This is a genomic window from Thermoanaerobacter brockii subsp. finnii Ako-1, from assembly GCF_000175295.2.
In the GTDB taxonomy this organism is placed as follows: domain Bacteria; phylum Bacillota; class Thermoanaerobacteria; order Thermoanaerobacterales; family Thermoanaerobacteraceae; genus Thermoanaerobacter; species Thermoanaerobacter pseudethanolicus.
Window position 1 is genome coordinate 347,349 of the sequence record NC_014964.1, and the last position, 14,043, is coordinate 361,391.

The 14,043-nt window shown below is 34.7% G+C and carries 15 protein-coding genes; 14 read left to right on the forward strand and 1 reads right to left on the reverse strand.

Translation table 11 applies throughout. The features are described from left to right. Positions 1 to 31: 31 nt before the first annotated feature. From THEBR_RS01585 to THEBR_RS01650, 14 genes are all read left to right on the forward strand, one after another. A complete protein-coding gene (locus THEBR_RS01585; RefSeq protein ID WP_009052984.1) occupies positions 32 to 1,567 on the forward strand; it encodes a spore germination protein in 1,536 nt (511 codons plus the stop codon). Between the two features lies 1 nt (position 1,568). Continuing rightward, positions 1,569 to 2,753 carry a Ger(x)C family spore germination protein gene (locus THEBR_RS01590; protein WP_009052983.1) on the forward strand — a complete coding sequence of 395 codons (1,185 nt, stop codon included), beginning with the start codon at positions 1,569 to 1,571 and terminating at the stop codon, positions 2,751 to 2,753. 4 nt (positions 2,754 to 2,757) lie between these two features. Further along, positions 2,758 to 2,982, forward strand: coding sequence for a hypothetical protein (locus THEBR_RS01595; RefSeq protein WP_009052982.1), 225 nt, complete (start codon positions 2,758 to 2,760; stop codon positions 2,980 to 2,982). A gap of 115 nt (positions 2,983 to 3,097) precedes the next feature. Then, positions 3,098 to 3,622 (forward strand): hypothetical protein, encoded by a 525-nt coding sequence (locus THEBR_RS01600; protein WP_003867812.1) that lies wholly within the window; start codon positions 3,098 to 3,100, stop codon positions 3,620 to 3,622. A gap of 4 nt (positions 3,623 to 3,626) precedes the next feature. Then, positions 3,627 to 4,535 (forward strand): hypothetical protein, encoded by a 909-nt coding sequence (locus tag THEBR_RS01605; protein ID WP_012268970.1) that lies wholly within the window; start codon positions 3,627 to 3,629, stop codon positions 4,533 to 4,535. Positions 4,536 to 4,548: 13 nt separating this feature from the next. Next, positions 4,549 to 5,637 (forward strand): NAD(P)H-binding protein, encoded by a 1,089-nt coding sequence (locus tag THEBR_RS01610; RefSeq protein ID WP_003867814.1) that lies wholly within the window; start codon positions 4,549 to 4,551, stop codon positions 5,635 to 5,637. 164 nt (positions 5,638 to 5,801) lie between these two features. Further along, positions 5,802 to 6,275 carry a transcription elongation factor GreA gene (greA, locus tag THEBR_RS01615; RefSeq protein WP_003867815.1) on the forward strand — a complete coding sequence of 158 codons (474 nt, stop codon included), beginning with the start codon at positions 5,802 to 5,804 and terminating at the stop codon, positions 6,273 to 6,275. A 19-nt stretch (positions 6,276 to 6,294) separates the two neighbouring features. Beyond that, positions 6,295 to 7,794 (forward strand): lysine--tRNA ligase, encoded by a 1,500-nt coding sequence (gene lysS / locus THEBR_RS01620; protein ID WP_012268971.1) that lies wholly within the window; start codon positions 6,295 to 6,297, stop codon positions 7,792 to 7,794. A 392-nt stretch (positions 7,795 to 8,186) separates the two neighbouring features. Further along, positions 8,187 to 8,753, forward strand: a complete 567-nt coding sequence (folE, locus tag THEBR_RS01625) for a GTP cyclohydrolase I FolE (RefSeq protein WP_003867817.1) — start codon at positions 8,187 to 8,189, stop codon at positions 8,751 to 8,753. A gap of 12 nt (positions 8,754 to 8,765) precedes the next feature. After that, positions 8,766 to 9,578, forward strand: coding sequence for a dihydropteroate synthase (folP, locus tag THEBR_RS01630; protein WP_003867818.1), 813 nt, complete (start codon positions 8,766 to 8,768; stop codon positions 9,576 to 9,578). Further along, complete coding sequence (gene folK / locus THEBR_RS01635) at positions 9,575 to 10,075, forward strand: 2-amino-4-hydroxy-6-hydroxymethyldihydropteridine diphosphokinase (protein WP_003867819.1); 501 nt, start codon at positions 9,575 to 9,577, stop codon at positions 10,073 to 10,075. Before folP ends, folK begins: the two co-directional genes overlap by 4 nt. A gap of 3 nt (positions 10,076 to 10,078) precedes the next feature. Next, on the forward strand, positions 10,079 to 10,447 hold the full coding sequence (gene queD / locus THEBR_RS01640) for a 6-carboxytetrahydropterin synthase QueD (RefSeq protein ID WP_009052980.1): 369 nt from the start codon (positions 10,079 to 10,081) through the stop codon (positions 10,445 to 10,447). Positions 10,448 to 10,457: 10 nt separating this feature from the next. Continuing rightward, positions 10,458 to 11,150 carry a DNA/RNA nuclease SfsA gene (gene sfsA, locus THEBR_RS01645; RefSeq protein ID WP_009052979.1) on the forward strand — a complete coding sequence of 231 codons (693 nt, stop codon included), beginning with the start codon at positions 10,458 to 10,460 and terminating at the stop codon, positions 11,148 to 11,150. Positions 11,151 to 11,253: 103 nt separating this feature from the next. Beyond that, complete coding sequence (locus THEBR_RS01650) at positions 11,254 to 13,251, forward strand: S9 family peptidase (RefSeq protein ID WP_012268972.1); 1,998 nt, start codon at positions 11,254 to 11,256, stop codon at positions 13,249 to 13,251. Positions 13,252 to 13,291: 40 nt separating this feature from the next. On the opposite strand, the gene THEBR_RS01655 is transcribed toward THEBR_RS01650, so the two are convergent. Beyond that, entirely contained in the window at positions 13,292 to 13,930 is a 639-nt protein-coding gene (locus THEBR_RS01655) for a DUF1614 domain-containing protein (RefSeq protein ID WP_012268973.1), read from the reverse strand. Between the last annotated feature and the right edge of the window lie 113 nt (positions 13,931 to 14,043).

Below are 14,043 nucleotides of genomic sequence, written 5' to 3' on the forward strand. Positions count from 1 at the left end.
CTTGAAATAATAATATCTGGAGGTGTTTAAAATGCCCCATAAGTTGCCTGATCCACAGTATGTAAAAGAAAATTATCAATATATGACTCTTAGCAAAAAATTAGAAGAAAATATATATATATTTCAAGTGCTTTTAAAAGGGAATAATGACATAGTTTTTAGGCAAATTAGCATAGGAGATAAAAAAGTTAAAGCTTTTTTAGTATATGTAGATGGAATGGTAGATAAGTTGTTAATTACTCGAAATATTTTAGAGCCAATAATGATAGAGACAAGAAAGTTGAATAAAATCATATACACTAATGACCAACTCTTTAATTATATAAATGAATATTTTATAACAACTTCAGAAGTAAATGTAAAAGATAAAATTGGAGATATAATAGACGACTTACTTTCTGGAGAGACAATACTTTTAATTGATGGAGTGGAAAAAGCTTTAATTATCTCTACAAAGGGATGGGAAGGGAGAAATATAACTGAGTCTACTACAGAATCCTATGTAAGAGGTCCTAAAGAGTCTTTTGTGGAGACTTTAAGAATAAATACTTCTATGCTAAGAAGGAGAATAAAACACCCTGATTTTGTAATTGAAAATATAAAAATTGGAAAGTATTCTAAAACAGATGTATCTATTGCTTATGTAAAAAGCATTGCTGATGATACAGTGGTACAAGAAGTTAAAAAACGACTTAAAAAAGTACAAATTGATGGGGTTATTGATAGCGGTTATTTAGAAGAATTTATAGAGGATAATCCTTTTTCTCCTTTTCCACAAATAGCTCATTCTGAAAAGCCAGACAAGGTGACTGCAGAAATTTTAGAAGGGAAAGTGGCAATATTAGTTGATGGTTCACCTTTTGTATTAATAGTTCCTGCAGTATTTGTACAATTCTTTCAGGCTGCTGAAGATTATTATGAGAGGTATTTCTTGTCATCAGCTCTCAGAATTTTGAGAATTGCTGCGATGTTTATTGCTCTTTTATTTCCCTCTATATACATTGCAGAAACTACTTTTCATCAAGAAATGATACCGACGCAACTAGCTATTTCTATTGCTGCTCAAAGGGAAGGAGTGCCTTTTCCAGCACTTTTGGAGGCATTATTCATGGAAATAACCTTTGAAATTTTAAGGGAGGCGGGTATAAGACTTCCTATGCAAGTAGGACAAGCAGTAAGTATAGTAGGCGGTTTGGTAGTTGGGCAAGCAGCTGTTCAAGCAGGACTCGTGTCTCCTGCAATGGTGATTGTAGTTGCAATGACAGGAATAGCTTCCTTTTCAATTCCTGCTTATAACGTTGCGATAACTTTTAGGCTTTTGAGATTTATCATAATGATTGCAGCAGGAACTTTAGGCTTTTTTGGGATAATAATGGTGGTGATGATGATACTCGCCCATATGGCGTCATTGGAGTCTTTTGGAGTACCATACCTTTCACCTTTGACTCCAAGTAGGACACAAGAATTAAGCGATGTATTAATAAGAATACCTTGGTGGGCAAAGATATTGAGGCCGCGAACTGTACAGAGAAAAAATATTATGAGGCAGGAGGATACAAGAGGATAAGATGAAGAGACTTGTAATATTAATTTTGGTGGGTGCCATTTTACTCACAGGATGCTGGGATAAAAGAGAAATAAATCAATTGGCCTTTGTACAAGGTTTAGGTATTGAAAAAGGAAAAGATGACATGATACATCTCATTGTGCAAATTTTAAAACCGGGACTTCTTGCAACAGGTGGCGGTGGTGCTGGAGGTACGGGGGGAGGAAGTGCTGTTGGCAAGCCCTATGCTGTTTTTCAAGCCAGTGGGGTGGATTTTGCAAAGGCTTTTTCTAACTTAAATGATGAATTGCCAAGGTCTCTTTTTCTGCAATATAACGAAATAATATTTTTAGATGAAAAATTTGCACGTTCGGGAATATACAAGACTTTAGATTTTATGACAAGAAATCCTGAGTTTAGGAGGACAGCTTATATATTAGTTGTAACTGGAGGAAACTTGCAAGAACTCTTTGATTTGCCAAGTAATGAGCAACTTGAAAGATATCCCTACAGAGAAGTGTTGGGAATGATACAAAACCAACAAAATACTTCTTCTTCGTATGTATGTGATCTAAATGAGTTTATTGAGACGTTGGAGATTCCAAAAAAAGCGCCTATAACAGGGCGACTGGAAATAGTAAAAAAAGATGGCAAAGCGATAGGATTGAGGATGGTAGGGTCTGCAGTTTTTAACAATGATAAGTTAGTGGGATTTTTAGAGGAGCAAGACACAAAAGCTGTAATGACATTAAAGAACAAATTAAAAAGAAGTACATTGACTTTAGACAAGGGATTAAAAAGCGAAAAGGCACATATTTCTTTTGTGGTTACTAAAGCCCATACTGATATTATTCCTAAAGTGAAAGGCAAAGACATTTCTTTTGATATAAAAGTTAATATAGAAACCCATATGAACGAGCAAGAGAGCAAGTATGATTTGACAGAGCCTAAAAATCTTGAAAAGCTTCAACTTTTAATAAATGACAAAATAAAACAAGGGATAGAACACGCGCTTTTTGTACTTCAAAAGAAGTATAATGCTGATGTAGTAGGATTTATCAATATTTTGCACCAAAGGAATCCTAAACTATGGAAAGAAGTTGAAAAAGACTGGGATAAAATTTATCCTGAGGTGAAATTTAATGTGACAGTGAAATCAATTGTAAGAAGGACAGGTTTAACTTCTAAACCTATATATCCGAGGTGATTTTATGATTAAAATACTTGTTCTAACATTGATTTTTGTGATTATATCATTGGTTGAGGTACCAGGTCTTGTAAGACAAAAAAAGATTAAAGAAGTTATTCTGTTTTTTGTCTTTTTGATTGTTGGCTACATATTAAACTTGCTCTACCTTTTAAATATACAAATTACCCCTACTAATAAAATAATTCAATCTCTATTAAAACCAATTGAAAAATTTTGGGGACAATAATCCAGAAAAGTATTTTATCTGGATTATTTTTCTTTTTGGTATTGAAATTTTTTTAAAAAAGTATTAAAATTGTAATTAATATGAGCACAAAATGTGCACACTGGAGGTTGTGCAAATGAAATTCATTAAAATTGGTGATAAGACTATAAATTTAGAGAAATTACACGGTATTATAGATAAAATGATTGAAATGAGACAAAATGGGTTTTCACAGCAAGAGGTTGCCTCCCGCTTCAAAGTTGACAGAAGTTTTGTTTCCAGACTAGAAAGTTTAGGTGAGGTTAGAAAAGGAGGAAATATTGCTGTAGTAGGTTTTCCTATAAAGAATAAAGAAGAGTTGGAGATGCTTTTTAGAGAGTGGGGAGTTAATTTTACACTTCTTTTGTCTGAAAAAGAGAGATTGAACTTGGCTGAAAATATGAGTGGTGTGGAGCTTTTTAACATGGTAATGGATTTAATTGCTAAAATCCAATCTCACGACGTAATAATTTTTTTAGGTTCAGACAAAAGGAGCCAGTTGGTAGAGGCTATATTTGACAGAGATATCATAACTATAAATATTGGACATTCTCCTTTGACAGAAGATGTATATGTTGACCCCCAAATAGTGAAAGAAATATTAAATTCCTTGAAAGGGTGAAAATATGAAAAAGGTTGTAAGCATAAGTATAGGTTCTTCTACAAGAAATAAAACGGCAGAAGTGGAGATTTTAGGAGAAAAATTCGTTATAGAAAGAATAGGGACTGATGGAGATTTAAAAAAAGCTATAGAACTTATTAAAGAGCTGGACGGGAAAGTTGACGCTTTTGGAATGGGAGGGATAGATTTATACCTTTCAGCAGGTAAAAAAAGATATGTTATAAAAGATGCTTTGCCTTTAAAGAACGCCGCAAAAATTACTCCAATTGTGGACGGCTCAGGACTTAAAAATACTCTTGAAAGAAAAGTAATAAAATACATACAAGAAAAAGGTATAGTTGATTTAAAAGATAAAAAGGTACTTATTGTAAGTGCTATGGATAGATTTGGAATGGCTCAAACTTTTTCTGAAGAAGGAGCAAAGCTTATTATAGGGGATTTAATTTTTGCATTAGGAATTCCTATTCCTCTTCACTCGTTAAAGTTATTGTATGGTTTGGCGGCTATATTAGCTCCAATTATTGTTAAATTGCCTTTTGAAATGTTGTATCCGACAGGAGAAAAGCAATTATCAATAGACAGTAAAAAATATGAAAGATTTTATAAAGAAGCAGAAATAATTGCAGGTGATTACTTGTTTATTAAAAAGTACATGCCAGAAAGGCTTGATGGGAAGATAATTGTGACTAACACAGTTACACAGGAAGATGTAGAAATGATGAAAGAGAAAGGGGTGAAAATGCTAATTACTACCACCCCAAATATAAATGGTAGATCTTTTGGAACAAATGTGATGGAAGGAGTTCTTGTGGCAGTAGCAGGTAAAAAACAAGAAGAAATGACACCACAAGATTACGATGAACTTTTGGATAAAATAGGTTTTGAACCAAGAATAGAATATTTACAAAAATAGGGAGGTAATAAATATGCATAAATTTGGTTTTATAATACATCCTATAGAGTACGAAGATGTAAGCCGCAAGTTTAAAATAATGGAGAAGTTTCCCAAAAGAGTTGTGGAAGGTTTTACAAGACTTCTTCCTCCTATGAAAGTTTCCGAAATAACAGGGGTTAAAAGCGAATATGCTGAGACAGAAGGTTGGTTTGTAGCGGTTCCTTTGACCTCTGAACAAATGTTAAAATTGCCTGAGGGCTATGTTTTAAATAAAATAATAAAAGCGGTAAAAATTGCAGAAAATTTAGGTGCAGAAGTTGTCGGCTTGGGGGCTATGACCTCTGTTGTAGGAGATGCAGGGATAACAATTGCTAAAAATTCAAACATCGCTGTAACTACTGGTAACAGTTATACAGTCGCTACCGCAGTAGAAGGAGCGGTAAAAGCAGCAGAGATGATGGGTAAAGATGTAAGAGATTCTCATGTCGCTGTAATAGGAGCGACAGGCTCAATAGGCAAAGTCTGTGCAGAAATTTTATCCCGAGATGCAAAGTACATGACACTTGTAGCACGAAATAAAGAAAAATTGCAAAATTTTAGAGACTATCTTTTAACAAAAACGGGTATGTCTGCTCATATCACTTCAGATATAAAAGAAGCTTTAGAAGATGCGGATATAATAATTACTGTTACAAGTGCAGTAGATACGGTGATAAAGCCTGAATATCTAAAACCCGGGGCTGTTGTATGCGATGTAGCAAGACCGAGAGATGTGTCAAAGGAAGTTGCGGATAAAAGAGATGATGTTTTAGTTATAGAAGGTGGAGTAGTACAGGTGCCTGGTGATGTAGACTTCCACTTTAACTTTGGCTTTCCACCTAAAACAAGTTATGCATGTATGGCAGAGACAATGATTCTTGCTATGGAAGGACGAATTGAGAATTATTCATTAGGACGTGATTTGACTGTAGAGCAAGTGGATGAGATATCAAAACTTGCTAAAAAGCATGGGTTTAAATTAGCGGGATTTAGAAGTTTCGAGCGAGAAGTTACAATGGAAAAGATAGAATCTGTGAGAAAAAACGCCAAAAAGAGATTACAAGAGTGGAAATTTGCATAATTTAGACTTGACTTTATTTGTTAACTGATTTATAATAATCCACATGGAAAATTACACAAGCACTGCTGAAGCAGTGCTTGTGTATTAATATTAACATAAATTTCATTATTGTTACATATGAATAAAATACAATTTTCAATATTTTATAAAAAGGAGAATCATCTATGAGCAAGCCTGTAATTTTAACTTATGAAGGACTCAAAAAGTTAGAGGAAGAATTAGAATATTTAAAGACGGTCAAAAGAGCTGAAGTAGCAGAAAAGATAAAACAAGCGAGAGCATTTGGAGATTTAAGTGAAAATTCAGAATACGACGAAGCAAAAAACGAACAAGCGTTTATAGAAGGAAGAATAGCTACTCTGGAAGCCATGCTTAAAAATGCAAAAGTGATTGACGAAGAAGACATAAAACTTGACCAGGTTAGCATTGGATGTACTGTAAAAGTGTATGACGAATCCTATAATGAAGAAGTAGAGTATACAATTGTAGGTTCAGCAGAAGCTGACCCAATGAATAACAAGATATCTGACGAATCTCCAATAGGGAAAGCGCTTTTAGGGAAAAAAGTAGGAGATGTTGTCTCTGTTGAAGTTCCTGCTGGAATTATAAAGTTAAAAATATTAGAAATACGCAAATAAAGGGTGATGGAGGTATAATATGTCTAATTCAAATGATAACATTTGGAACAACACTGAAGAACTCAATGAACTTTTGCGAATAAGAAGAGAAAAATTAAATATTTTAAGAAGCATGGGAATAGAACCTTACGGTATTGACAGGTTTGAAAGGACTAATTTGTCCTCTGATATTAAAAACGATTACGAGAATTTTGAAGGCAAAGTGGTTACTTTAGCAGGCAGAATTATGTCTAAAAGGAGCCATGGAAAAGCTTCTTTTGCTGATATTCAAGACAGAGATGGAAGAATCCAGATTTATGTCAAGTATGACACAGTAGGGGAAAAGAACTACGAAATTTTTAAAATCTTAGATATTGGAGATATAATAGGTGTTACAGGAGAGGTTTTTAAATCTAAAACTGGAGAAATAACTATTCGCGTGACAGATTTTAAACTTTTGTCTAAGTCTCTTCAAATACTGCCAGAAAAATGGCATGGTTTAAAAGACCCTGATTTGCGTTATCGGCAGAGATATACAGATTTAATAATAAATCCCGAAGTAAAAGAGGTGTTTTTAAAGAGGACGAAAATAATAAAGGCGATAAGAGAGTTTCTTGACAATAGAGGATTTTTAGAGGTGGAGACTCCTATTCTTCATACTATTGCGGGTGGGGCTGCAGCAAGGCCTTTTATTACTCATCACAATGCTTTAGACATTGATATGTACTTGCGAATTGCTTTAGAGCTTCATTTAAAAAGACTTATTGTGGGTGGACTTGAAAAAGTATATGAAATGGGCAGAGTTTTTAGAAATGAAGGAATGGATATAAGGCACAATCCGGAATTTACTCTTTTAGAGCTTTATGAAGCCTATACTGATTATTACGGTATGATGGAACTTACAGAACAATTATTCGCCTATGTGGCCCAAAAGGTTAATGGTATTACGAAAATAGTTTATCAAGGGACAGAAATAGATTTGACACCTCCTTGGAAGAGAATTACTATGGTGGATGCGATAAAAGAATATGTAGGGGTAGACTTTAATGAAGTGAAGACAGATGAAGAGGCAATAGAGATAGCGAAGAAATTAAACCTTGAGACAAAAGAAGGAATGAAAAAGGGAGAAGTAATAGCACTTGTTTTTGACGAGCTAGTAGAACAGCATTTGATACAGCCAACTTTTGTTATGGATTATCCTGTAGAGATTTCTCCTTTAGCTAAGAGAAAACATGACAATCCAGCATTTACTTCTAGATTTGAAGCTTTTATTTACGGAAGAGAAGTGGCTAATGCCTTTTCAGAATTAAATGACCCTATAGACCAAAAAGAAAGGTTTTTAGAACAATTAAAACAAAGAGAAGCCGGCGACGAAGAAGCTCATATGATGGATGAGGATTTTATAAATGCTCTTGAGGTTGGTATGCCACCGACTGGAGGACTAGGTATAGGGGTAGACAGACTTGTGATGTTTATGACAGATGCTTATTCTATAAGAGATGTAATATTATTCCCGACGATGAAGCCTAAAAATGACTAAAAAAGCAGTCGAAAGACTGCTTTTTAGACTGTAGACAAACTCTTTATTATATGTTGGCATTTTGCATAAGTGAAGCGACTTGACAGAGCAGCAACTAAACTTAGCGAGACCGAGAGACGAAGGCGAGGCCGAAGCCAGGGAGGGCGGAGGCGGGCACCTGAGGCAAGGACGCCGAATGTGCCCGGAACCCCGCCTGAGTCCGAGGTCGAGCTTTAGTTTAGTCTGTGATGTCACTCGGAGCGAACGATGCAAAATGCCAACAAAAATAGAACTTTGTTAACAAACTGAAGCAGTCGAAAGACTGCTTTTTAACTTTTTTGTAAGGACTGGCTTTTTAGAGATAAAAATAATATAATAAAGTTGTCAACTTTTTAAACAAAGGGGTATCGTACATGATAGATAAAGAAAAGATTAAAAAAGCGGTAAGAGACATACTTGAAGCCATAGGAGAAGACCCGGATAGGGAGGGGCTCCTTGAGACTCCTGATAGGGTTGCAAGGATGTATGAGGAAATTTTTGCTGGCCTTCATACGGATGTAAAAGACGTTATAAAGATTTTTCAGGAGGATGAACATCAAGAAATAATACTTGTAAAAGATATTCCGCTTTATTCTATGTGCGAACATCATCTCTTGCCTTTTATAGGAGTTGCCCATGTAGCGTATTTGCCTAGAAAAGGTAGAATTTTAGGCCTTTCAAAATTAGCTCGCATAGTAGATATTTTAGCAAAAAGGCCACAGCTTCAAGAGAGGTTGACAAGTGAAATTGCAGATACCATAATGGAAGCAGTGAATCCCTTAGGTGTTGCCGTTGTCATTGAGGCAGAACATTTGTGTATGACAATGAGAGGTATCAAAAAGCCGGGGGCCAAGACTGTTACTTCTGCTTTGAGAGGAATATTTAGAACAGATGAAAAATCAAGGGCAGAGGTAATGTCTTTAATAAATTCTAAAAAATAAGGGAGGTAAATTATGCTATTTAGGTGCAGAGATAAAAGTCTGGAGATTGGAAAAAAAACTTACATAATGGGAATTTTAAATATGACTCCTGATTCTTTTTCAGATGGGGGAAAATATAATACTTTAGAAAAAGGCATAGAAAGAGCTCTTCAAATGATAGAAGAAGGAGCTGACATAATAGATGTAGGTGGAGAGTCTACAAGGCCGGGACATACTCCAGTGGATGAAGAAGAAGAAATGAGAAGAGTTATACCTGTCATTGAAAAGCTTTCAAAAATTTCAAATGTCATTATATCTGTGGATACTATGAAATCAAATGTGGCATTAAGAGCTTTAGAAGCAGGTGCTCACATAGTAAATGATGTATGGGGACTTCAAAGGGACCCCAAAATGGCGGAAGTAGTTGCAAAATACAATGCAGGTGTAATAATGATGCATAACAGCAATGTAGCAGAATATGAAGATGTTGTTCAGGATATAATAAAATTTTTACAAAAAAGCATAGAGATAGGAGAAAAAGCAGGAATTGATAAAAGTCAAATGGTAGTGGACCCAGGGATAGGTTTTGGAAAAACTTTAGATCATAATCTTGAGGTCATGAATCGATTGGAAGAATTAAAAGTTTTAGGACTTCCTGTGCTTTTAGGTACTTCTAGGAAATCCATGATTGGAAAAGTTTTAAACCTTGAAGTAGAGGATAGATTGGAAGGGACTGCTGCAACAGTTGCTGTTGGGATTGTAAAAGGGGTTGATATTGTACGCGTTCACGATGTAAAGCAGATGTTAAGAGTTGCTAAGATGACTGATGCGATGGTGAGAAGATGAGTGAAGTGTATTTATCTTTAGGTTCTAATTTAGGAGATAGGGAAGAAAATTTAAAAAGAGCCGTTTTTGAGTTAGAACACTGGGAAGGCATAATTTTAAAGAAGCTTTCTCCTATTTATGAAACAAAACCTGTAGGATATTTAAACCAGGATATGTTTTTAAATATTGCAGTTGAAGTGGAGACAAACATTGGGCCTTATGACTTACTAAAAGTTGTAAATGAAATTGAAAAAAAATTAAAACGAGAAAGACTCATAAGATGGGGTCCAAGGACTATTGATATTGACATACTGTTGTACGATGATATTGAATTAAAGGATGAAGTGTTGAGTATTCCTCATCCGAGAATATGGGAGAGAGCTTTTGTGTTGATTCCTCTTTCGGATATAAACCCTTTTATAAAAAAAGGAGATGTGTATATTAAAGATTTAATAGCGGAGTTGCCTGATAAAGAAGGAGTTAAGCTGTATAAAGAGAATTGGTACAATGGGGTGTAAAAAATGAAAGTGACAAAAATTTTTACTTTTGACAGTGCCCACAATCTTATAAATTACAATGGGAAGTGTGAGGAGCTTCACGGTCATACCTATAAGCTGGAAGTTACAGTTGAGGGGAAGCCTGACGGAGAAGGAATGGTAATAGATTTTGTGAAGCTTAAAGAAATAGTAAATGAGAAAGTTGTAAAAAAGCTTGACCATAAGTATTTAAATGAAGTTTTAGGATTTAACACTACTTGCGAAAATATTCTTTTGTGGATATGGAAAGAATTGGAGCCTGTGTTTAAAGGAGATAACTATCATCTTTATAAATTGAGATTGTGGGAAACCCCTACAAGTTTTGCAGAAATTACCGAAAAAGATTTAGTATGAGGTTTTTAAAATGGTGATTACAAATCCAATTGTTTACGGGAAATTCATAAAGAGAATCAATAGATTTGAAGCTTATGTAGAGTTAAATAGCGGAGAAAAGACTTTAGTACATGTGCCTAATACGGGAAGGTGTAAAGAGATATTTGTCCCGGGAGCAGAGGTTATCCTTGAAGTAAGAGATAGGCAAGGCAGAAAAACACCCTACGAGTTGGCTTTTGCTTATAAGGGGAAAAGACTTATATCTATCGATTCACAAGTGCCTAATAAAGTAGTTTTAGAAAGCATAAAGATGGGGCTTATTGAGGAATTTAAAGGCTATGACATTGTAGAAAAAGAAAAAACTTTTGGGAACAGTAAGTTTGATATAAAGCTTACAAAAGGGAAAGAGATATGCTATGTAGAAGTCAAAGGAGTAACTCTGGAAGTAGAAGGTGTTGCAAAATTTCCTGATGCTCCCACAGAAAGAGGAAGGAAACATTTAAAAGAGCTTATAAAAGTAAAAAAAGAAGGTATGAGGGCAGCAGTAATTTTTTTAATTCAAATGGATGATATAAAATATTTTACCCCTAATGACGAGCAGGACCCGGAGTTTGGGAAGTTTCTAAGAGAGGCTGTAGGTAAAGGAGTAGAAGCTTATGCCTATACCTGTGATGTTGGAGAAAACTACGTGTTTTTAAAAGACAGGGTGGAAGTTGTGTTATGACCCTGTCCTTTTTAGCGTCTCTTGATGTAATTTTTTATTTTTAGATTTTTAGCAAATATATGTTATAATAAAGTTGTAAACATTTTTAATGGGGGCGATTTTAATGGAAAAATTACAGCTTGAGGACTTTACAAAGTTTAAATTTTTGTCTGGTTTGAAATACTCTCCAAATGGCGATTATGCAGCTTTTGCAGTACATAGAATGGATGTAGAAGAAAATAAATATCTTTCTAACATATGGCTCTTAGATATAAAAAGTAGGAAATACTTTCAATTAACTTCTTTTAATGAGGAAAGGGGTTTTGTGTGGCTAGATAATGAGAACATACTTTTTTCAGGTAGCAGGAATCCTAAAGATAAAGAAAAGGTAGAGAGTGGAGAGGAATTTACTAGGTATTATAAAATAAACATCCATGGAGGAGAGGCATTAGAGGCTTTTGTAATTCCTAAGAAGGTTATGAATATTGAACCAATTGATGAAAACACTTTTTTACTGACAGCGAGATATAACGTAAATGAAAAAGAGTTGGAAGGGTTAAGTGAGGAAGAAAAACAAAAAGAGCTAAAGAAAAGGAAAGAAGAAAAAGATTACAAAGTTTTAGATGAAATTCCCTATTGGGTAAATGGAGCAGGTTTTATAAATAAGGATAGAGAGAGGTTATATTTATATCGTGCTAATGAAAATAAGTTACAACCTATTACTGACGAATACACAGATGTATCTTTGTTTAAGTTAAACAGAGATAAAAGTAAAGCAGTATTCATAGGGCGGACTTATAAAGATAAAATGGACCTTGTAAGCGATGTGTATATTTATGATGTTGCATCTAATGAAGTAAAGAAAATTAATAGAGACGAAGATTTTTCCTATAGATATGCTGACTTTTTAGGAGACAAAATAATTTGCACAGGTACTGACATGAAGAAATATGGAATCAATGAAAATGGCAAGTTTTACCTTTTAGATATTGATTCAGGTGAGAAAAAGTGCATAACTCCTGATTTGGATATGAGTTTAGGCAATTCTGTTGGATCTGATTCTAGATATGGTTCTGGTTATAGTTTTAAAGTAGAAGGAGATTATCTGTACTTTATATCTACAGAAAGGTATAATGCATACCTTAACAGGATAGATGTAAATGGGAAAATAGAAAAAGTGATAGCATCAGATGGGTCTGTTGACATGTTTGATGTAAAAGGGGAAAATATTCTCTTTATCGGTTTTAGAGGGTTAAAACTTTTGGAACTTTATGAATACAAAAATGGCGAAGAAAAGCAGTTGACAGATTTTAATGAGTGGGTGCAGAAGGAAAGAAAACTTTCAAAGCCAGAAAGGGTAGAAGTTGAGACAAGGCCCGGACATTTCATAGATGGTTGGGTTATAAAGCCTATAGACTATGAAGAAGGCAAAAAATATCCTGCTATATTAGATATCCATGGAGGACCAAAAACTGTATATGGCGAAATTTATTTTCACGAAATGCAGTACTGGGCGGCAGAAGGATACTTTGTATTTTTCTGCAATCCCAAAGGAAGCGATGGAAGGGGCAATGAGTTTGCTGATATAAGAGGTAAATACGGTACAATAGATTATGAGGATATAATGAAATTCACAGATTATGTATTGGAAAATTACAAAGACATTGACCCTTCAAGAGTAGGAGTGACAGGGGGCTCTTATGGAGGATTTATGACAAATTGGATTATAGGTCATACAGATAGATTCAAAGCAGCCGTTTCTCAAAGAAGTATATCTAATTGGACAACAGAATTTGGGACTACAGATATAGGTTATTATTTTGTCCCTGACCAAATAGGAGGAACACCTTGGGATAATTTTGAAAAGTATTGGGAACATTCGCCTTTAAAATACGCTGATAGAGTAAAAACTCCTACTTTGTTTTTGCATTCAGATGAAGACTATAGATGTTGGATGGCAGAAGCCCTGCAAATGTTTAGCGCTCTTAAATATTTTGGCGTGGAATCAAAACTGGTACTTTTCCACGGTGAAAATCATGAGCTTTCAAGAAGTGGCAAACCTAAACACAGAATAAGAAGGCTTAGAGAAATAACGGAGTGGTTTAATAAGTATTTAAAGTAAATTTTATAGCACCCTTACAGTATAGGGTGCTACATTAGTTTTAAGCTAATAAAGCTGCTACTACACCTACTAAAAAAATTCCATCGAATATACCTGCGCCTCCTATACTTATAGCATGAGAGTTTAGGTCTTTAAAATGAGGCAAATTTAAAAGGTCTGCTCCAATTAATGTGCCTAAAACTCCTGAGATATATGCAACAGGTGCTGCATTGTGGGGAGATAATAAAATTGCAGAGGCAGCTGCCACAAGAGGCGGTATAAAGGCAGGGAGGGTAATGCCTACTCCTGGCACAGGTTTAGCTAGTGCTTTTGCTACAATTGTAACTATTATAGTAGCTATTATAGTTGGGAGTAGTGGTGCCCTCGGCAAAAGGTACAAACTGAGAATGACGGGAACTACAGCTCCCCCTACGTTTACTGCAATTACTTGCTCTTGCACTCGTGGGGGATAGTAAAAAAGGAATGGGGAAAAATACCGCTCTTCTTCATGGACAATAATTTTTTTTCGAGATATAGGAATGTTGATCACACTTCCTATTAAAGATAAACTAAAAACAAAAACTGCCATTTGGGGAGATAATCCCAATTTTGCAAAAGAAAAAGTTGTTGCCTGCACAAAAAATGTAAATATCAAAAAAGGAAACAACAATATTAGGGAAAGTATCCAAATTAAAGGCATTACGAAAACCTCCTTAAATATTTGCTACTATATTGTTATAATATCATAAAAGTGATGGTCATATCCATTACTTATAAAAATTCTTTTGTTTTTTAGGAAAAAGGAATATAATA

Bases quoted from the DNA above. Each gene is read 5' to 3' on its own strand.
- THEBR_RS01585 (WP_009052984.1), top strand. From the start codon at position 32: ATGCCCCATAAGTTGCCTGATCCACAGTATGTAAAAGAAAATTATCAA.
- THEBR_RS01590 (WP_009052983.1), top strand. From the start codon at position 1,569: ATGAAGAGACTTGTAATATTAATTTTGGTGGGTGCCATTTTACTCACA.
- THEBR_RS01595 (WP_009052982.1), top strand. From the start codon at position 2,758: ATGATTAAAATACTTGTTCTAACATTGATTTTTGTGATTATATCATTG.
- THEBR_RS01600 (WP_003867812.1), top strand. From the start codon at position 3,098: ATGAAATTCATTAAAATTGGTGATAAGACTATAAATTTAGAGAAATTA.
- THEBR_RS01605 (WP_012268970.1), top strand. From the start codon at position 3,627: ATGAAAAAGGTTGTAAGCATAAGTATAGGTTCTTCTACAAGAAATAAA.
- THEBR_RS01610 (WP_003867814.1), top strand. From the start codon at position 4,549: ATGCATAAATTTGGTTTTATAATACATCCTATAGAGTACGAAGATGTA.
- greA (WP_003867815.1), top strand. From the start codon at position 5,802: ATGAGCAAGCCTGTAATTTTAACTTATGAAGGACTCAAAAAGTTAGAG.
- lysS (WP_012268971.1), top strand. From the start codon at position 6,295: ATGTCTAATTCAAATGATAACATTTGGAACAACACTGAAGAACTCAAT.
- folE (WP_003867817.1), top strand. From the start codon at position 8,187: ATGATAGATAAAGAAAAGATTAAAAAAGCGGTAAGAGACATACTTGAA.
- folP (WP_003867818.1), top strand. From the start codon at position 8,766: ATGCTATTTAGGTGCAGAGATAAAAGTCTGGAGATTGGAAAAAAAACT.
- folK (WP_003867819.1), top strand. From the start codon at position 9,575: ATGAGTGAAGTGTATTTATCTTTAGGTTCTAATTTAGGAGATAGGGAA.
- queD (WP_009052980.1), top strand. From the start codon at position 10,079: ATGAAAGTGACAAAAATTTTTACTTTTGACAGTGCCCACAATCTTATA.
- sfsA (WP_009052979.1), top strand. From the start codon at position 10,458: ATGGTGATTACAAATCCAATTGTTTACGGGAAATTCATAAAGAGAATC.
- THEBR_RS01650 (WP_012268972.1), top strand. From the start codon at position 11,254: ATGGAAAAATTACAGCTTGAGGACTTTACAAAGTTTAAATTTTTGTCT.
- THEBR_RS01655 (WP_012268973.1), bottom strand. From the start codon at position 13,930: ATGCCTTTAATTTGGATACTTTCCCTAATATTGTTGTTTCCTTTTTTG.